We start from the raw sequence: 19494 nt of genomic DNA, 5'->3' as shown, positions 1-19494 counted from the left end.
GGCCCCCATGATCATGCGGCACGGCACCGAGCGCAATAAAACCGAATGGCTGCCCTTGATCGCGAGGGGCGAAATGATCTGCGCGGTAGGCTATTCCGAGCCCGATGCGGGAACCGACCTGGCCAGCCTGCGGACCAGCGCCACCCGGGACGGCGACGAATGGGTGATCAATGGCACCAAGATCTGGAACAGCGGCGCCCAGCGGGCCACGCACGAATGGCTCTGCGTCCGTACCGATCCGAGTGGTGCTCGCCATCGCGGCATTTCGGTCATCATCGTGCCGATCGACAGCCCGGGCGTCGAAATCCGCCCGCTGTACGCGTGGTCGGGCTATCGCACCAACGAGGTGTACTTCCGTGACGTGCGGGTGCCGGTCACCAACCTGGTCGGCGAGGTCAACCGTGGCTGGACCTACATCACGGGTGCGCTCGATCTCGAACGCGGGGCGCTGACCAACGCCGGAGACCTGCGCCGCGCCGTCGAGGAGTTGCACGAGCTGGCGCGACGCCCGCGGCGCGACGGGAGCGTGCCCGCCGACGATCCGTCGCTTCGCCGGCGGCTGGTGCAGGCCCAGGCCGACGTCGCGGTGGCCGTTCTGATGGGCTACGAGGCGGCATCGATCCTGGATTCCGGCGTGATACCCACCGTCGAGGTCAGCGTCGAAAAGGTGTTCACCAGCGAGCTGCGCCAGCGCATCGCCGACCTGGCGCTCGACCTTCTCGGCCCCGACGGCCTGTTGGCGCATCGCAGCGAACAGGCCCCATTGGCAGGCAAATTCGAGCGGCTCTACCGGGCCGCCCCGCTGATGCGCTTCGGCGGGGGTACCAACGAGGTGCTGCGCGACATCATCGCGCAGCGCGGGCACGGAATGCCCTCTTATGGACGCTGACTCCGAGCCCGCAGTCCGCAGATGAAGACGATCCCCACCGCCGAACAGCGCGAGTTCGCCTCGGCCTTGCGCGCACTGCTCGCCGCCGAGAACCCCATCGGTCTCGTGCGCGCCCTCGCCAGGCCCGGCGCGGACCGCCGCACGCCCGCATTGTGGAAGGCGCTGGCCGATGCGGGCGTCTTCGGCCTGGCCATCACCGAGGAGTACGGCGGGGCCGGCGGCTCCCTCGACGACCTCGCCGTCTTCTACACCGAGGCCGGTCGCGCGCTGTGTCCGACGACAGTGCACAGCAGCGTTCAGGCCGCGCTGGCCATAGACCAGCTCGGCTCCCCGGACGTCAAGGCCCGCTGGCTACCGTCGCTCGCGTCCGGGAGGGCGCGGGCCACCACCGCGCTCTCGAACGCACGCGACGCCGCCCTCGTCGCCCCCGCGCTGCACGCCGATCGCGCCGCAAGACACTGGCGGCTCAACGGAACCGCGGACTACGTCCTCGATGCCGACATCGCCGACCTCATCGTGGTGTCAGCCGCGGCGGACGAGCGCCCCCTCGTCTTCGTCGTCGACATCCGCGATGTCAGCGTCGAACCGCTCGACATCGCCGGTGGGCTCCGGGCATTCACGCTGCGCTTCGACGACGTCGTCACCGACGCGGTGCTCGATGCGGTCACCGCACCGGCGCTGCGTCGACTCGCGAACACCGCCGTGGCGCTGGGATCACTCGACCTGGTCGGCGTCGGCCAGGCCGTGCTGGACCGCACCGTCGACTACACCAAGCTGCGTCATCAATTCGGCCGGCCCATAGCGTCGTTTCAGGCCGCCCAGCATCTGATCGCCAACATGCACATCGCCGTGGCAGCCGCGCGATTGGCCGCGCACGCGGCGGTGTGCTGGCTGGGTCGCGGCCGAGTCGCGACCAGGGAGACGGCCATCGCGCGCATGCACGCGGCCACCGCTGCCCGGCTGATCACGCTGGACGCCCATCAACTGCACGGTGGCATGGGGTATGTCACCGAGACCGACCTGCACCTGTGGAGCGAGCGGGCACGGCTCGGTTCGACTTTCGGCGGCGTAGCCGACGTCGCCGCCGGCTGGCTTGAACAGAGCCTGCACGACGAGACAGACGAAGGGGAAGGCCGTTGAGCGAGGACAGTTTGATCGACGCGGAATCGGCATCGCGCGTGGGTACCGTCGCCGCCTCGGCGACCGGGGAGTTGAACCGGCGCGATTGGCAACGCTGGGCGGCGGCGGTCGGCGACCACAACCCGCTGTATTTCGACCCGGATTACGCCAGGGCCAATGGATATCGCGACATCATCTGCCCTCCGCTGTTTCTGCAGTACGCGATCCTCGGCGTATCGCCGCTCGAGTCGCTGCGTCCCGACGGATCGTCCGGCGCGGTTTCGGGCAGTTTGGCGTTTCCCCGAGCCCCCAAGCGGATGGCCGGCGGGGAGAGCTTCACGTTTCACCTGCCGGCCTATCACCGCGACGAGATCGAAATGGTCCGAACCATCTCCTCGATCGTCGAAAAGCAGGGCCGCTCCGGCACATTCGTTCTCGTCACTTGGCACACGGTGTACCGCAACCAGCATCGCGACCTGCTGGCCGAAGCGTCGACATCGATGATCGCCCGTCCCTAGAAAGGTGTGCGCGCCATGACCGATCAGCAGCCTTTTTTCGACGACATCGCCGTCGGCGAGCGCATTCCCACGCTGACCGTCACCGTCGACGAAACCCAGATGTTCTTCTTCAGCGCCGCCACCTACAACGGCCACCGGATCCACTACGACAAAGAGTGGGCACGCGAGGCCGAAGGCTACGACAACGTCCTGGTCCACGGCCCGCTTCAGGCGGCGCTGCTGGCCCGCGCCCTCGGCGGCTGGATCGGCGGCCGCGGGCGACTGGTGTCTTTCTCGGTGCAGAACCGGGCGGTCGCGTATCCCGGCGAGTCGCTGCGCTTCGAGGGCGAGGTCAGCGGTAAACGGCTGAGCGACAAGGGAACCGGGCTGGTCGATCTCGTCATCGCCGGTCGCCGCGACGACACGATCCTGATGCCGGGGACCGCGACCGTCGAACTGCCGATGCGGGGAGCCCAGCCGTGACCGGGCTGCGCGGCGAGGCGGCCATCGTCGGCATCGCGGAGTTGCCCGCCGAACGGCGTCCCACCCGCGAACCGCTGTTCACCCTCGACCAGTACGCGGTGCTGGCGAAGATGGTGATCGAGGACGCCGGAGTCGATTCCCGGTGCATCAACGGCCTGCTGACCCACGGCGTCGCCGAGTCGGCCATGTTCGCACCGGCCACCCTGTGCGAATACCTGGGTCTGCCATTGGATTTCGGTGAGCGAGTCGATCTCGGCGGTGCCACCGCCGCCGGAATGATTTGGCGGGCGGCGGTTGCCGTCGAACTCGGCATCTGCGACGCGGCGCTCGCCGTCGTACCCGGATCGGCGTCGGTGCCCCAGTCCGAGCGGCGACCCGCACCCGGCCCGAATTGGTATGGGGCGTCTTCGAACAACTATGGCTCGCCGCAGGCCGAATTCGAGATCCCCTACGGCAACGTGGGCCAGAATGCGCCCTACGCACAGATCGCCCAGCGCTATGCGGCGGAATTCGGTTACGACCCCGCCGCGGTCGCCAAGATCGCCGTCGATCAACGGACCAACGCGTGTGCCCATCCCGGCGCGGTGTTTCACGGCACCCCCATCACGGTGAACGACGTGCTGGGCAGCCCGATGATCGCCGACCCGATTCACATGCTGGAAACGGTGATGCGCGTGCACGGGGGAGTGGGCGTGCTGATCGCCAATGCCGACATCGCCCGCCGCGGCCGCAACCGCCCCGTGTGGATCAGGGGCTTCGGCGAACACATCGCCTTCAAGACCCCGACCTACGCCGAGGACCTGCTGTCCACGCCGATCGCGCGCGCCGCCGACCGGGCGTTCGCGATGGCCGGGCTGAGCCGGTCCGATGTCGACGTCGCGTCGATCTACGACTGCTACACCATCACGGTGCTGATGAGCCTGGAGGACGCCGGATTCTGCGCGAAAGGCGCAGGCATGTCGTGGATCAGCGAGCGCGACCTGACCTACCGCGGCGACTTCCCGCTCAACACCGCGGGCGGCCAGCTGTCCTTCGGTCAGGCCGGCATGGCCGGCGGCATGCACCATGTGGCCGACGGTGCACGCCAGATCATGGGTCGGGCCGGCGACGCGCAGGTGCCTGACTGCCACACGGCGTTCGTGACCGGCAACGGCGGCATCATGAGCGAACAGGTCGCACTGCTGATGCAGGGAGACTAGGCATGAGCCATCCGGTCCCCGAGCCCACGCCGGTCTCGCAGCCGTTCTGGGACGGCCTGGCGCAGCACCGGATCCTGGTGCAGTACTCGCCGTCGTCACAGCGTTACGTGTTCTATCCGCGCACGCTGGCCCCGGGCACACTGGCCGACGACCTGGAATGGCGCGAAATCGACGGCGCCGGAACGTTGTACACCTTCACGATCGCCCGCCGGCCCACCGGCCCCCCGTGGGAGGACGCGCTGCCGCAGCTGCCCGCGGTGGTGCAGTGGGATGCCGGACCGAAATTCAGCACCGAGCTGGTGGACGTCGACCCGGGCGACATCCGGATCGGGATGCGGGTGGAGCCGGTGTTCTACGATCTGCCTGAAGAGGGCATCACGCTCTTGAAATATCGGCCCGCATGACCTCGGGCGACGAGGTCGGAGGTACACATGGACGACCCGCTCAACGGCGTAGTGCAGGCGCTGCTCGACCAGTTGAACGCCGGATTCCCGCGCGTCGAGAACATGACCGCCCCGCAGGCGCGCGCCGCGGTGGCCGAGCGACGCATGCCGGTCGACAACCTCGACGACGTCCGCAGCGCCACCGACCGCACGGTTCCAGGCCACGACGGGACGGTGCCGGTACGCGTCTACGAGCCGCACGGTGCCGCGTCGGGGGACCGCGCCGCGATCGTGTTCTACCACGGGGGCGGATTCGTCATCTGCGACATCGAATCTCACGATGGATTCTGCCGGGCCCTGGCCCTGGGCACCCGATCCGTCGTGGTCTCGGTCGACTATCGCCTGGCCCCCGAGCATCCCGCCCCGGCGGCGGTGCTCGACGCGTTCGCGGCGTTCCGCTGGGCGGTCGAGCATGCCGGCGATCTGGGCATCGACCCGGCACGCACCATCGTTGGCGGTGATAGCGCCGGCGGCAACCTGGCCGCGGTCACCGCCATTCTCTGCCGCGACCGCGGCGTCACACCACCTGCAGCGCAGCTGCTGATCTACCCGGCGATCGATCCGACGTTCGACACCGACAGTTATCAGCGCTACGCCACCGGGTACTTCAACACTCGCGCCGCGATGGAGTGGTACTGGCACCAATACCTAGGCGCACAAACGGTTTTCGATCCGCCGTATCTGGTGGCCCCGGCCCGCGCGGACACCCATGCGGGCCTGCCGCCGGCGGTGATCGTGACCGCCGGGCGCGATCCCCTGCACAGCGAGGGCTGCGACTACGCGCGCCGGTTGCGCCACGCGGGAGTGCCCGTCGTGCACCGCGACTTTCCCGGGCTGTTCCACGGCTTCATGACGATGCAAGCGTTTCCACCGGCGGCGTCGGCCCAGCGTCTGGTCTGCGCCGACCTGCGCGAGTTGCTGCATCCGGCTGACCGGAGCGCGGTGTCGTGACCGAAGTCAGTGACGTCATCGTCATCGGCGCCGGGTTCGCCGGGCTCTACGCCGTGCACCGGGCCGCCTCGTCGGGCCTCTCGGTGACCGCGATCGAGGCCGCACCCGACGTGGGCGGCACCTGGTACTGGAACCGCTACCCGGGCGCGCGCTGCGACGTCGAAAGTGTGGACTATTCCTACTCTTTCGATGAAGGATTGCAACAGAGCTGGCAGTGGAGCGAACGCTTCGCCGCCCAACCGGAGATCCTGGCCTACCTGGGGCACGTCGCCGACCGCTTCGACCTGCGGCGCCACTATCGATTCGGCGTGGACGCCGTAAGCGCCACGTTCGAGCGGGGCCGCTGGCATGTCGACACCGCGACCGGGGACGCGTTCGCCGCGCAGTTTCTGTTGTGCGCAACCGGTTGCCTGTCGGCGGTGAATCGGCCGAATATCCCGGGCGCCCAAGATTTCTCGGGTGAGGTGTATTTTACGGGCGCCTGGCCCCGCGAAGATCCCGAGCTGCGCGGCAAGCGGGTGGGCCTGATCGGCACGGGATCGTCCGGCATCCAGGTGGCGCCGATCATCGCCGCAAACGCGGCAAGTCTGGTGGTATTCCAGCGGTCCGCGAACTACACCATCCCGATGCCCAACCGGCCATGGTCGGTAGAGGAACAGCGAGAAATCCAGGAGCACTACCCCGAGCGTCGCCGGACCTCCGCTTACGCGGCGGCGGGCACACCGCATGGCACCTACCACAAGAATGCCCTCGACACCGATGTTCATGAGCGGTCCGAGGCGCTGTGGAAGCGCTGGCGCGAAGGCGGCGTCCTGTTCGCCAAAACCTTCCCCGACCAGACCAGCGACCTGTCCGCCAACGATGTCGCCAGGACCTTCGCCGAGGAGCGGATCCGGGAGATCGTCGCCGATCCCGTCGTCGCAACGGATCTCATCCCGGTCGATCACCCGATCGGAACCAAACGGATCTGCACCGACGATGGCTACTACATCACGTTCAACCGTGACAATGTTCGGCTGGTCAACCTGCGCCGCGAGCCCATCGAAGCGATCACCGCCGATGGCGTACGAACGGGCGAGACGACATACCCATGCGACGTGCTGGTCTTCGCGACCGGTTTCGACGCCATGACCGGGGCGTTGACCCGAATCGACCCGAAAGGTCCAGGGGGACAACGACTGCGCGACGTCTGGGCGGACGGCCCGGTGACCTTCCTCGGCCTGATGGTGCCGGGGCTGCCGAACCTGTTCACCATCAGCGGGCCGGGCGCCCCGTCGGTGCTGGCGAACATGGTGCTGCACGCCGAGGTTCAGGTCGACTGGGTCACCGAGCTGGTGCGGACCGCGCGTCAGCAGGGGGTGAGCGAGGTCGAGCCACGCCGCGATGCGGCGCTCGCCTGGACCCAGCACGCGGCCCAGGCGGCCGAGCGGACGCTGTTCCCCAAGGCGGCATCCTCCTGGTACCTGGGCGCCAACATCGAGGGCAAGAAGCGGGTCTTCATGCCCTACATCGGCGGCTTCGGCACCTACCGGCGCCACTGCGACGAGGTGGCCCGCAACAACTACGCGGGGCTGGTGCTCACCACCCGATGACGACGTCGAAGAGGAAGTGATTGCGTGCTGGAGACGGTTCAACAGCTATTGCGGCAGCGTCGCGGCGACGACACCCCGGCCATCGCCCACGGCGAGGAGACCTGGACCTGGCGCGAGCACCTCGCCGAGGCCGAGACGGAGGCCGCGGCGCTCATCGCGCTCGCGGACACGGCACGACCGCTGCACGTCGGCGCCCTGCTGGGTAACTCGCCGGCGATGTTGCGGGCCATGGCCGCGGCCGCGCTCGGCGGCTACGTGTTGTGCGGGATCAACACCACGCGGCGCGGAGCCGGATTGCTGAGCGACATCCGGCGATCCGACTGCCAGATGCTGCTCGTCGACCCCGAGCATCTCGAGCTGCTGGATGGGTTGGACCTCAACGGTATTCAGGTATTCGATGTGACCGGCGAGCGCTACGCCGAAGCCGTCGCGGCCGCGCCAGCGCTGGTCCCGGTCCGCGAGGTCACATCCGCCGACACTCTGATGATGATCTTCACCTCGGGCACCAGCGGCGACCCGAAGGTGGTCCGATTCGCCCATGGCATGGCGATCATGTGCGGTACCAGCCTTATTTATCAATACGACGTCACCGCCGCCGACGTCTGCTACCTGTCGATGCCGCTCTTCCATTCCAACGGTGTCGCCGCCGGGTGGGCGGTCGCCATCGGTTGCGGGGCCACCATGGTGCCGGCGCGGTTTTCGCCGTCCCGCTTTCTCGGCGACGTCCGCCGCTACCGGGTGACATACCTGAACTACGTCGGCAAGCCGCTGGCATTGATCCTATCCACCCCCGAACGCCCCGACGACGCAGAGAACACCTTGCGGGTGGCGTTCGGCAACGAGGCCACCGATCGCGATATCGCCGAATTCGCAAGGCGTTTCGGGTGCCGGGTGATCGACAGCTTTGGCTCCAGTGAATTCGCGGTCATCGTGGTGCGCGAAGATAACACCCCGTCCGGGTCCATCGGTAAGCCGTATCCGGGGGTGAGCATCTACAACTCGACCACGTTGCGGGAGTGCGAGGTCGCGCGGTTCGACGCGCACGGAGCGTTGACCAACTTCGACGAGGCCGTCGGCGAGCTGGTAAACACCCGGGGTGCGGGGCCCTTCGCCGGCTACTACAACGATCCGGGCGCCACCGCCGAGCGGATGCGGCACGGGATGTACTGGTCGGGTGATCTGGCCTACCGCGACGCGGACGGCTGGATCTATCTCGCCGGGCGGACCGCCGACTGGATGCGGGTGGACGGGGAGAACCTGGCGGCCGGCCCGATCGAGCGGATTCTGGCGCGGCTGCCCGAAATCAGCCAGGTCGCCATATATGCGGTCCCCGACGACCGGGTGGGCGACCAGGTGATGGCGGCCCTGGTGCTGCGGCCCGGGGCAAGCCTGAGCCCGGATGATTTCGAGAAATTCCTTGCCTGGCAGGCCGACCTGTCCCCGAAGGCATGGCCGCGTTATGTGCGCATCAACGATAAGCTGCCCGCGACCGCGACGAACAAGATCCTCAAGCGTGCGCTGATCGCCGCGGGTGTCACCGCACAGGACGGCATTTTGTGGACGCGGTCCGCACGTAGCACCGGCTATGCGCCGGTGGGCGAAACCGCCGTCGGTCGTCCGGGGGCATCCACCCTCGGATCATGAGCTGGCTTGCGGCCTCAGCCCGCTTTCTCGGCTGGGGCAGGTTGGGGCGCTTCGCCGAAGCGCGCCAGGACCAGAGTTCCGCACACGGCGACGGCGAACCCCGCGATCACCAGCCAGCCAAGCCCGGGGCGCGCGGTATCACCCAGCCACACCACCCCGACGAACGCGGGGGCCAGTGTTTCACCCACCACCATTCCTGCGACGGCCGTGGTCACCGACCCGCGATGCAACGCGGAGGTGAGCAATAGAAATCCCGCGGCGCCCCCCGCGGCGGCCGCGTACAGGGCGGGGTTGGTGTAAAACGAGCGTTTGGTGGGATCGATCGCGTCGATCAGGCGCACGGCCACCTCGACCACGCCGAATCCAGTTCCGGCGCCCAGCCCCAGTGCGAGTGCACGGGCGCGGTGGGGCAGATGCCCGGCCGCCGCACCGCCGACGAACATCGCGGCCACCACGCCCAGCAGTGCCCAACCGAGCCCGGCCGGGGCGTGGCGAAAGTGACCCGGTCCGGCGGCGAGGGCGAGGACGACCAGGCTGGCGCAGACGACGCCGACGGCCGTCCACTCAGCCGGCGACAAGCGCACCGACAACACCCATGCGGCGACGACGCCGGTGACCGCGATCGAGGCGGCGAGCGCCGCCGCGACCACATAGATCGGGACCAGGCGCAGGGCGGCGACCTGCAGCGCAAACCCGACGACGTCGAGGCCGACCCCGACCAGATAGCGCCACTGCCGGACCGCCCGCAACAGCAACACCGCGTCGACACCCGAGCCGCTGCCCGCTTCCACGGATCGCGTGCCGGCCGCTTGTAGCACGGTCGCCGTCCCGTAACAAAGCGAGCAGCCCAGCGCGAGCAGGAAGCCGATCAGCATCCACCGACACTAGGCGTCGCGGCAACCGGCCCCTGCGGCGCCTGACCCGCCAAAACCCCTGAACAAACGTTTGGTTGGCCGGCGCCGTGGGCACCTCACAGGTATCCATCGCAACAGCCCGAATCGAGCGCGCGCGGCCAGTGAACGGTTGATTGGCATCCGTGCGCGTGTTGGGCGTATGTCGAGCTCTGTGCGACAACGACATTCAAAACGACGTTTAGAGTCGGTGCACAACTGTGTACTCTGGCGCTATGGCTGAACGTGGTGCCGAGCCCCGCGTCCCCCGAGGACGTCGGTTGTTCCTGCGAGCGGTGCGCCGGCTGTTCAGCCCGCTACAGCCCGACGATTACCTCGAGATGATCAATCCGCTGTGGACCACCAAGGAACTGCGCGGGAAGGTCGAAGGCATCGAGGCCCAAGGATCGGAAGCAGCCAGCGTTCTGATTCGCCCGGGATACGAGTGGCCCGGCCACAAGCCCGGTCAGTACGTACGCCTCGGCGTGGTGATCGACGGTGTCTACCACTGGCGCGCATACTCGCTGACTTCGGACCCCAGGCCCGAAGACGGGCTGATCAGCGTCACGCCGAAGAGGGTCGACAGCGGCGTCGTATCGCCGTATCTCGTGCACAAGATTGAGCCGGGGGATCTGGTCCGGCTGGGCGAAATCGAAGGCGTTTTCACGCTGCCCGATCCCGTGCCGGCCAAGCTGCTGTTCATCAGCGCCGGGAGTGGCATCACGCCGATCATCAGCATGCTGCGCGACCTCGACCATCGCGACGAATTGCGCGACGCGGTGGTCATTCATTCCGCGCGGACCCGCGAGCAGGCCATGTTCCTGGCCGCCCTGGAAGAGCTCGAGGAACGCCACGAGGGAATGCGGCTGGATCTGCGCCTCACCTCCGAACAGGGGCGACTCACGCCCGGCGAATTGGACGACGTGTGCCCGGACTGGCGCGAGCGCGAGGCGTTCTGCTCGGGTCCTGGTGAAATGCTCGACGCCCTTATTGAGCACTGGGAAGAAAACGGGGATTGCGACTGCCTGCACTTCGAACGGTTCCAACCCAAGATCGGCGGTGACGCCAACGCCGGCGAGGGAGGCACGGTGTGCTTCCTCGACAGCGACAAGGAAGTCGAATGCGACGGCGGCACATCGATTCTCGAGGCGGGTGAAAAGGCCGGTCTCAACCTTGCCTTTGGCTGTCGCATTGGAATCTGCCATACCTGTGTGGGGACGCTGAAGTCGGGCAAGATGCGCGACCTGCGCTCAGGTGACGTGATCGAACCCACGGGTCAGGACGTGCGGATCTGCATCAACACCGCCGAGGGCGACGTCGAACTCGAACTCTGATCGAAAGGAGCGGCTTATGACAACTGCCGTGAAGAGGGCCGGGGAGAGCCCGCTGTCCCGACTTGGGGAACAAGAACTCGAAAAACTCGCGAAGGAATTCGACGCGATCCACGATGACGTGTTCGCCGATCTAGGCGACCGCGACCGGCGCTACATCAAAAACGTCATCTCGGCAGAGCGTCAGATCGTGGTGGCCGGCCGGGTGCTCTTGCTGGCATCGCGCTCAAAGACTGCGTGGCTGCTGGGCACCGCCTGTCTCTCCATGGCAAAGATCTTGGAGAACATGGAGATCGGCCACAATGTGATGCACGGTCAATGGGATTGGATGAACGATCCCGACATCCACTCCTCGGTCTGGGACTGGGACACCGCGTCGACCGCCGAGTCGTGGAAGCACTCCCACAACTACATCCACCACACGTTCACCAACATCCTCGGCAAGGACAAGGATCTCGGCTACGAGATCATGCGGATCGACCCCAACCAGAAATGGGCGCCGCGCTTCCTGTTCCAGCCGATCTACAACCTGCTGCTCACGCTGCTGTTCGAATGGGGCGTGGCCGTGCACGATTTGGACATCGATGCCATCCGTAAGCGCGAGAAGCCCTGGTCGGAAGTGCGCAAGGACCTGAAGGGCATCGGGGTGAAGGCTCGCGCGCAGATCGTCAAGGACTACCTCGGCTGGCCCCTGATCAGCGCCGGCGCATTCGCGCTTGTCCAGCTGGCCTCGCGTGGCCGGCTCGAGCAGCCGGCGCAGTCCCGCGTCGCCAGGAGGCTCCGCAGGGTGTCGAACGGCGGTCGCGTCGGTGCGGCGGCCGACTTTCTCGACAAAGTCGCGCCGGGTGTGGAAAGCACCTATCTGCGCACGCTGGCCGCCGACGCCCTGGCCAATGTCATCCGCAACATCTGGGCCCACGCGATCATCTTCTGCGGCCACTTTCCCGACCAGACCTATACGTTCACGCAGGAGGAAACTGAGAACGAGACACGGGGCGGTTGGTATGTACGCCAATTGCTCGGCGCCGCGAACATCGACGGCGGCCCGCTGTTCCACCTCATCAGCGGCAATCTCGGTTACCAGGTCGAGCACCACCTCTACCCGGACATGCCGAGCAGTAGATACTCGGAGATCGCGCCGCAAGTCAAGGACATCTGCGAGCGCTACGAGTTGCCGTACAACTCCGGCCGTTTCTCGAAGCAATGGGGGACGGTGCACCGCAGCATCTTCCGCCTGGCTTTCCCGGGCGGAAAGCCCCGGCCGAAGCCCGGTCCGTACCAGGGCAAGGTCCATCGGCCCGATCCCGAGCGGCGGAGCGAGGCCACCCGTTCCCGTGACCGGGTGCCCGCCGAGCACCCGTCCGCGGGTCCCGAACACGACTCCACCGGCGTCGAGGTGCAGCCGCCGCCGCGCGGCGAGGACTGACACCCCGACGTGCTCCCGCACCGACTGTGAGGCGTAGGTACGAATCAGGCACCGTTCGCGCAGGTGGGGCCCACGCTCGGCCCCGAGCGGTCAAAAATGAACCCAATTCATCACCCCGTCGTGAATGATCGTTGACGGCACGGCAGACGTGCTCGCGCAGCGCGGCTTGGGGACGGATGAGGGAAACGAAGACGACCGACACACCCGCTACCGATGACAGGGATGCGGCGAGGAAAACCCGCGGTGATGTCGCCCGGCTGTGGCGCAGCCCGTTGCGGGGATCGTGGCTGACGTCGGTGTTCGGCTCGGTGCTGTTAGTGACGATGCCGATCGTCATTCTCACCGGCCTGCTCTCCTACATCGCATACGGGCCGCGGTTGGGCCAGGCCATCCCCACCGACGTCGGCTGGCTCAAGCTGCCGACCTTCGACTGGCCCGCCAATCCGTCGTGGCTGTACCGGCTGACCCAGGGACTTCATGTCGGGCTCGGACTCATCCTCATCCCGGTGGTGCTGGCCAAGCTGTGGTCGGTGATCCCCCGACTCTTCGTTTTCCCACCGGTGCGCTCGATTGCCCAACTGCTGGAACGGGTTTCGCTGCTGATGCTGGTCGGCGGGATCCTGTTCGAGATTGTGACCGGCGTGCTGAACATCCAGTACGACTACATCTTCGGCTTCAGCTTCTACACCGCGCACTACTTCGGCGCGTGGGTATTCATCACCGGCTTCGTCATGCACGTCGCGATCAAGGGCCGGCGCATGTGGGCCGGTCTGCACTCGCTGTCGCTGCGTGACGTGCTGCGCACCGGGCGCGCCGACACCAAAGCCCAGCCGTGGCAGCCCGACGGACTTGTCGCTGCCGAACCCCGCCCGGCCACAATGAGCCGCCGCGGCGCCCTGGCGCTGGTGGGCGGCGGTGCCCTTTTCCTGGCGTTCCTCACCGCAGGGCAGACGCTGGGTGGCTGCGCCCGGCCCGCCGCCCTGCTACTGCCGCGCGGGCGCCGCCCCGGCGACGGACCCGAGGACTTCCAGGTCAACCGAACCGCGGCCGCGGCCGGCATCTCCGCCCCGGACACGGTGGAGCGCTGGCGGCTCACCCTGAACGGCGGCCCCCACCCGCTGACGCTGGACCGCGCGGCCCTGCTGGCGATGCCGCAGCACACGGCCGTCCTGCCGATCGCCTGCGTCGAAGGCTGGTCGACCACCCAAACGTGGACTGGCGTGCGACTGGGTGACCTCGCCCAGTTGGCCGGCGTGCCGGCACCGGAGTCCGCGCGGGTGTCGTCGCTGGAACGCTCCGGTGCCTTCGCCAACGCAACGCTGCAACGCAACCAGGTGCTGCACCCGGACGCGCTGCTGGCGCTGCGCGTGAACGGCACCGACCTGTCCCCGGATCACGGCTTCCCCGCACGGATCATCGTGCCCGCGCTACCCGGCGTGCACAACACGAAATGGGTGTCCTCCATTGCCTTTCGGACGGCCGCACATGCGTAGCGCCTTCGCGCGGATCTACGGATCGCACCCCCTGCACCTGCTGACGATGATCGCCGGATTCGCACTGCTGGGCTACGTCATCACCGTCATCAAACCGGTCACGCTGTGGAATCCGCACGTGTGGTGGCAGTCGATCATCGTGTGGTTCGCCGCGGCCATCATCGCCCACGACCTGGTGCTATTTCCCGTCTATGCCTGCGTCGACCGGCTGCTGTCATGCAGGCGTGCCCGGCCTTCTCCGGAGCGCGCCGAAGCCGGTGCGCCGGCGCTCAATTACCTCCGGGTGCCCGCGCTGGGCGCGGGCCTGACGCTGCTGGTGTTCCTGCCCGGCATCGTCAAGCAGGGTGCCACCACCTACCGGGCCGCAACCGGTCAGACCCAGGACCCGTTTCTCGGTCGATGGCTGCTGTTGACGGCCGCGATGTTCGTGGTCAGCGCCGGCGCCTACAGCCTAAGGCTGGCAATGGCGCGCCGGCGGGCGCGGCCGCACCGGCCTACTTGCCGGGGATGATGAGGCAACCGCAACCTTCTGCGTTGCTTGAAGAATCCTTGGAGTGTGCTCGTAGCCCGGCCGCGTGACCTGCGCGTGTACCGACGGGCAATTACTGTTGTGCCTTATGGGGACCCCGAACGCCACGACACGTGCCGCGCTGTGCGGGTCCGTGGCCGCGTTTGTCTTGGCGGCCGGTCTCGCGTCCGGCACCGCGCCGTCGGCCATCGCCAGTTCATCGGTCGCGCCACCGGCTCCGGGCGGTGCCGTGCCGGTGCAACCGGTCGGGGGAGGCGGCTGCATCATCGGGCTCAATTGCGGGTGCATTCGCAATGTCACCTGCCCTTCGCCGCACCCGCGCCGCCCGAGCGTCGACAACAATCAGCACGCCGCGCCCGCCCCGCCGAATCCCTAGCGCCGAAACCGCTGACGGCTTTCCTATCATTTGGTGATGAGCGCCGGTGGGCTGGAAACCGTGGGCTCGCCGGCATTCACCGACGAGGATTCGGCCCGGTTTCGTGCCGCCGGCTGGTGGGGCGATTCGACGCTCTCGGATGCGGTGCGTCGCAACGCCCAACGGACACCGGATCGCCCCGCCTATCTGGATTACGGCGGACCGGCGTTCACCTGGCGTGAGTTTGACTGTACGGCTACGCAATTAGCCGAGGCACTGGCCGGAATTGGCGTCGCCCGCGGTGATCGGGTAGCGGTATGGCACGGCGACTCCGCTGCCATTCACGTGCTGTTCGTGGCGATCGAACGCTGCGGGGCGGTGATTGTCGGCATCGGCGCACGCGCCGGCACCCGCGAGGCGTCGGCGATCCTGCGCAGCGCCCAACCGAAAATCCTGATCAGCGATTTGGCCCGCACCGGGGCCGCCGCGGATGTGGCCAATGAACTGCGGGTGCCCGGGATGGTGTTGAGCCGCGACGCCGGGACGCTCCGCCTCGATGTCGATGCCGAGCCCAAGGCGTTGGCGCCCGGTTGCGAACTCGGTCCCGACGATGTGTTCCTGATCAACTCGACGTCCGGGACAACCGGGCTGCCCAAGTGCGTCGTGCACACCCAGAACCGTTGGCACTACTTCCACCAGAAGGCCGTCGTCAACGGGCAGCTGACGAGAGACGAGGTATTCCTGCCGGTCATTCCCACCCCGTTCGGGTTCGGGCTGTGGACCAGCCATACCACCCCGATCTACCTCGGCGCCACCGCGGTGATTCTGGACCGGTTCACCACCAAAGCGACCTGCGAGGCAATAGCCCGGCACAAGGTCACCGTACTATGTTGCGTCAGCACGCAATTGACCATGCTGATGGCGGACCCGGCCAGCCGCGGCTACGGCCTCAGTTCGTTGCGCGTCGTCTACACCGGCGGGGAGGCGTTGCCGTATCGGCCCGCGGTCGAGTTCGAGGAACTCACCGGCGCCAAAATCCTGCAGTTCTACGGTTCCAACGAGACCGGGATGCTCAGCGCGACCACCGTCGACGACTCGCGCGAGCAGCGGCTGCGCACCGGCGGGCGTCTGATCCCTGAAATGTCGGTGCGGCTGCTCGACGGAGACCGCGACGTGACCGCGACGGGGCGCGGTCAGCCCGCCTGCCGGGGTCCGGCGACCAGCCTCGGTTACCTCGGCGGCACCGACCACGACAAGCTGTTCACCCGCGACGGGTGGATGCGCATGGGCGACATCTGTGAAATCGACGCCGAGGGCTACCTGCGCGTCACCGGGCGTACGTCCGATTTCATCGTGCGCGGCGGCAAGAACATCAGCGCGAGCCAGGTCGAAGACGCCGTCATGACGCATCCCGCCATCGCGATAGCGGCGGCGGTCGCCATGCCGGACCCGGTGTTCGGCGAAAAGGTCTGCCTCTACGCCGAACTCACCGACTCCGCCAACGTCGACCTGCAAGGACTCATCGAACACCTGCTGGCGTTGGGGGTTTCCAAGGAGCTGCTGCCCGAGCGGCTCATCATTGTCGACGAGCTGCCCCGATCATCCGGCGGAAAGATAGCCAAAGGCCGGCTGCGCGAGGATATTGGAGCCAGAATGGAGGCTGGTCATGAACGCTCGTAATGCACGCCGCGGCGGGTTGGAAGTCTGGGCGCCGTCGGTGGTTCCCCCCGTCGGCGTCGACCTCTCCAACGAGCAGGCGATGGCCATCGCCTTCCGCCACCTGGCCGGGATCGGGTTCGCCGAGAACATGGCCGGGCACATCACCTGGCAGCTCGACGGACAGACCGACATGTTCGTCAACCCGTGGGGACTGTGGTGGCAGGAGATCACCGCGTCCGATATCTGCGTGGTCGACGGCGACGCGCACGTGGTCAACGGGCGCTGGGACGTCACCCCGGCCATCCACATTCACACCGAACTGCACCGGGTGCGCGACGACGCCCGGGTGGTGATCCACAACCACCCGTACTACGTCTGCGTGCTCGCCGCGTTGGGCAGACTGCCCGAACTGGTGCACCAGACCGGTTCGCTCTTCCTCGAAGACCTGTGCCTGGTCGACACTTACGATGGCGAAATCGACAGCCCCGCGCGCGCCGCGGAGCTCGCCGCCCGGATCGGCGGCGCCAACCTGACGATCCTGGCCAACCACGGCGTCATCGCGACCGGCCGCAACCTGCCCGAAGCCGTTTACCGCGCGGCATCCATCGAGCGAGTCTGCAAGCTGGCCCATGACGTCATGCTTACCGGGAAGGATCCGGTGGCCATGAATTGGTCGGACATGGCCGGCATGCAACGGTCGCTGATCGAGCGCGCGGCCGACGTGTACTGGGCCGGGGCGGCGCGCATGACCATCAAGGCCGACGCCGACGTGCTCACCTGAACGTCGAGTGTGCACCCACGGCGGCGACACGCCGACAAACGCCGCCGTCACCGCACACTGAATGCCGTCAGTTGGCGCCCAACAACACCGCCCCGCAAGGAGATTGACGAGTGAAATCGATCGACGAGCTGGCTAGCGACCTGAACTTCACCACGGCGAAGACCGGCACCGAGCGCTCGGTCACCTTTCTGCCAGATCCGCCCCGGGCCGGGCGCCGCTACACGGTGATCTCGGTGGACGATCACATCGTCGAACCCCCGGAAACCTTCACCGGCCGCCTGCCCCGCAAGTTCGCGGACCGGGCGCCCAAAGTCGTCGAGACCGACAGCGGGGGACAGACGTGGATCTATGACGGTAAGGAACTGCCCAACGTCGGCTTCAACGCGGTGGTCGGACGGCCGGTGGCCGAATACGGTTTCGAGCCCGTCCGATTCGACGAAATGCGCAAGGGCGCGTGGGATATCCATGCCCGGGTCAAGGACATGGACCTCAACGGCATCTACGCCTCGTTGAACTTCCCGTCGTTCCTGCCAGGCTTCGCCGGCCAACGGCTGCAGCAGGTGACCAGCGACCGCGACCTGGCGCTGGCCTCGGTGCGGGCCTGGAACGACTGGCATTTCGACGTCTGGGCGGGCTCGTATCCCGACCGGATCATTCCCTGCCAATTGCCGTGGCTGCTCGATCCCGAACTCGGCGCGAAGATGATCCACGAGAACGCCGAGCGCGGCTTTCACGCCGTCACCTTCAGCGAGAACCCGGCAATGCTCGGGCTGCCCAGCATTCACTCCGACCACTGGGATCCGCTTATGGCCGCGTGCGCCGAGACCGGCACCGTGGTGAATCTGCACATCGGTTCGTCCGGATCGGCACCGTCTACCACAGCGGACGCGCCACCGGACGTACAGGGTGTGCTGTTTTTCGCCTACGCCATTTCCGCCGCGGTCGACTGGTTGTACTCCGGACTGCCCAGCCGGTTCCCCGACCTCAAGATCTGCCTGTCCGAAGGAGGAATCGGTTGGGTGGCGGGGCTGCTCGATCGCCTCGACCACATGCTCAGTTATCACGCGATGTACGGCACCTGGCAGGCGCTCGGTGAGCCGCTGACGCCCGCGGAGGTGCTGACGCGCAACTTCTGGTTCTGCGCGGTCGAAGACAAGTCCTCATTCGTGCAGCGCGACCGGATAGGTGTCGACAACATCATGCTGGAAGCCGACTACCCACATTGCGACTCGACGTGGCCGCACACCCAACAAACCATTCATGAGCAAATCGGTGCTCTACCGGCCGATGTCATCCGGAAATTCAGCTGGGAGAACGCCTCTCGCCTATACCAGCACCCGGTGCCCGCCGAGGTGCAACAGAATCCCGAGGCGTTCTGACCCAGCCATGACCGCGACGGACAAAGTCGACTTCAATTCCGTGCCCTGGGGCTCGGTGGAGTGGACGAACCTCGTGACCCTGTATCTGCGCGCTCATGAAAGCCGCACGGAGCGGCCGATTCTGGGGGATGGGCCGGCCGCGGACGCGGTCGACCGGATCGCGTATGACTTCAAAAGAATTCATCGGATGTCGTTGCCGGCGGTCAATCAATACCTGGTTGCGCTGCGGGCCAGACAGCTCGACGACTGGTGCGCCGACTTCCTCGCTGCCCATCCGGATGCCGTTGTGCTGCATCTGGGTTGCGGCCTCGACGGGCGCGCCTTCCGGCTGGCCGTACCACCGACGGTGTGGTGGCTCGACGTCGATCAACCGACTGTGATCGGGCTCCGGCGTAGGCTCTATGACGACACCGAGTGCTACCGGATGATCGGCTCGTCGGTCACCGAACTGCAGTGGCTCGATCAAGCCCCGACCGGTCGTCCGACACTGATCGTTGCCGAGGGCCTGCTGATGTACCTGCACGACCACGAAGTGCGGCGGCTGCTGCAGCGCCTGACCGACCGATTCGCCGGCGGCGAAATGCATTTCGACACGCTCTCGGCCCGGGCGCCGCTGATGTCCAAGTTCTTCACCAGAGGAATCATCAAGTGGGGCATCCGGGACGTGCGCGAGATTGCGACCTGGAATCCGCGATTGCGATTCCTCGAGCAGACACCCGTGCTGGCCGACTACAAGCGAATCCCATCGGCCGCCGTGCGGTTGATCTACCAGTTGATGTGGATGACAGCCGGTCGGCGTTACGACGTACTCAACCGCTTCGAATACTGACTAGC

Annotated in this window: 19 protein-coding genes; 18 read left to right on the top strand and 1 reads right to left on the bottom strand. The window is 66.9% G+C overall.

Annotated elements, in window-relative coordinates:
- From VFW69_RS07455 to fadD1, 9 genes are all read left to right on the top strand, one after another.
- A partial coding sequence (locus VFW69_RS07455) for an acyl-CoA dehydrogenase family protein (RefSeq protein ID WP_526499706.1) occupies window positions 1–889 on the top strand: 889 nt, incomplete at its 5' end.
- Between the two features lie 21 nt (window positions 890–910).
- On the top strand, window positions 911–2029 hold the full coding sequence (locus tag VFW69_RS07450; RefSeq protein WP_526499704.1) for an acyl-CoA dehydrogenase family protein: 1119 nt from the start codon (window positions 911–913) through the stop codon (window positions 2027–2029).
- Window positions 2026–2526 carry a MaoC family dehydratase gene (locus VFW69_RS07445; protein WP_526499702.1) on the top strand — a complete coding sequence of 167 codons (501 nt, stop codon included), beginning with the start codon at window positions 2026–2028 and terminating at the stop codon, window positions 2524–2526. The genes VFW69_RS07450 and VFW69_RS07445 overlap by 4 nt, the downstream gene beginning before the upstream one ends.
- Before the next feature lie 15 nt (window positions 2527–2541).
- Window positions 2542–2988, top strand: coding sequence for a MaoC/PaaZ C-terminal domain-containing protein (locus VFW69_RS07440; RefSeq protein ID WP_526499700.1), 447 nt, complete (start codon window positions 2542–2544; stop codon window positions 2986–2988).
- Window positions 2985–4187, top strand: coding sequence for a thiolase family protein (locus VFW69_RS07435; RefSeq protein WP_526499698.1), 1203 nt, complete (start codon window positions 2985–2987; stop codon window positions 4185–4187). The genes VFW69_RS07440 and VFW69_RS07435 overlap by 4 nt, the downstream gene beginning before the upstream one ends.
- Before the next feature lie 2 nt (window positions 4188–4189).
- Window positions 4190–4591 (top strand): Zn-ribbon domain-containing OB-fold protein, encoded by a 402-nt coding sequence (locus tag VFW69_RS07430; RefSeq protein WP_526499696.1) that lies wholly within the window; start codon window positions 4190–4192, stop codon window positions 4589–4591.
- A 27-nt stretch (window positions 4592–4618) separates the two neighbouring features.
- A complete protein-coding gene (locus tag VFW69_RS07425) occupies window positions 4619–5581 on the top strand; it encodes an alpha/beta hydrolase (protein ID WP_526499694.1) in 963 nt (320 codons plus the stop codon).
- On the top strand, window positions 5578–7173 hold the full coding sequence (locus VFW69_RS07420; RefSeq protein ID WP_526499692.1) for a flavin-containing monooxygenase: 1596 nt from the start codon (window positions 5578–5580) through the stop codon (window positions 7171–7173). Before VFW69_RS07425 ends, VFW69_RS07420 begins: the two co-directional genes overlap by 4 nt.
- Window positions 7174–7197: 24 nt before the next feature.
- Complete coding sequence (fadD1, locus tag VFW69_RS07415; RefSeq protein ID WP_526499690.1) at window positions 7198–8817, top strand: fatty-acid--CoA ligase FadD1; 1620 nt, start codon at window positions 7198–7200, stop codon at window positions 8815–8817.
- Window positions 8818–8831: 14 nt separating this feature from the next.
- Here the strand turns inward: fadD1 and VFW69_RS07410 are convergent, their stop codons facing one another.
- The gene (locus tag VFW69_RS07410) at window positions 8832–9692 is read right to left on the bottom strand and encodes a DMT family transporter (protein WP_526499688.1); all 861 of its coding nucleotides are present in this window, start codon (window positions 9690–9692) and stop codon (window positions 8832–8834) included.
- 251 nt (window positions 9693–9943) lie between these two features.
- Here VFW69_RS07410 and VFW69_RS07405 point away from each other — a divergent pair, with 251 nt between their 5' ends.
- From VFW69_RS07405 to VFW69_RS07365, 9 genes are all read left to right on the top strand, one after another.
- A complete protein-coding gene (locus VFW69_RS07405; protein ID WP_526499686.1) occupies window positions 9944–11041 on the top strand; it encodes a ferredoxin reductase in 1098 nt (365 codons plus the stop codon).
- A gap of 16 nt (window positions 11042–11057) precedes the next feature.
- The gene (locus VFW69_RS07400) at window positions 11058–12464 is read left to right on the top strand and encodes a fatty acid desaturase family protein (protein ID WP_526499684.1); all 1407 of its coding nucleotides are present in this window, start codon (window positions 11058–11060) and stop codon (window positions 12462–12464) included.
- A gap of 176 nt (window positions 12465–12640) precedes the next feature.
- Window positions 12641–13957 carry a molybdopterin-dependent oxidoreductase gene (locus tag VFW69_RS07395; protein WP_526499682.1) on the top strand — a complete coding sequence of 439 codons (1317 nt, stop codon included), beginning with the start codon at window positions 12641–12643 and terminating at the stop codon, window positions 13955–13957.
- Window positions 13950–14468 carry a hypothetical protein gene (locus VFW69_RS07390; RefSeq protein ID WP_526499680.1) on the top strand — a complete coding sequence of 173 codons (519 nt, stop codon included), beginning with the start codon at window positions 13950–13952 and terminating at the stop codon, window positions 14466–14468. The genes VFW69_RS07395 and VFW69_RS07390 overlap by 8 nt, the downstream gene beginning before the upstream one ends.
- Window positions 14469–14574: 106 nt before the next feature.
- Window positions 14575–14862, top strand: a complete 288-nt coding sequence (locus VFW69_RS07385) for a hypothetical protein (RefSeq protein WP_526499678.1) — start codon at window positions 14575–14577, stop codon at window positions 14860–14862.
- Window positions 14863–14898: 36 nt separating this feature from the next.
- Complete coding sequence (locus VFW69_RS07380) at window positions 14899–16521, top strand: class I adenylate-forming enzyme family protein (protein WP_526499676.1); 1623 nt, start codon at window positions 14899–14901, stop codon at window positions 16519–16521.
- Complete coding sequence (locus VFW69_RS07375; protein WP_526499674.1) at window positions 16508–17281, top strand: class II aldolase/adducin family protein; 774 nt, start codon at window positions 16508–16510, stop codon at window positions 17279–17281. Before VFW69_RS07380 ends, VFW69_RS07375 begins: the two co-directional genes overlap by 14 nt.
- 110 nt (window positions 17282–17391) lie before the next feature.
- Window positions 17392–18660 carry an amidohydrolase family protein gene (locus tag VFW69_RS07370; RefSeq protein WP_526499672.1) on the top strand — a complete coding sequence of 423 codons (1269 nt, stop codon included), beginning with the start codon at window positions 17392–17394 and terminating at the stop codon, window positions 18658–18660.
- Between the two features lie 7 nt (window positions 18661–18667).
- Window positions 18668–19489, top strand: coding sequence for a class I SAM-dependent methyltransferase (locus VFW69_RS07365; protein WP_526499670.1), 822 nt, complete (start codon window positions 18668–18670; stop codon window positions 19487–19489).
- The last annotated feature ends 5 nt before the right edge of the window (window positions 19490–19494 follow it).

This window comes from Mycobacterium sp. (assembly GCF_036273375.1).
GTDB lineage: Bacteria > Actinomycetota > Actinomycetes > Mycobacteriales > Mycobacteriaceae > Mycobacterium.
The sequence above is the reverse complement of the archived record's forward strand: the minus strand, read 5'-3'. Positions and strand labels throughout refer to the sequence as shown.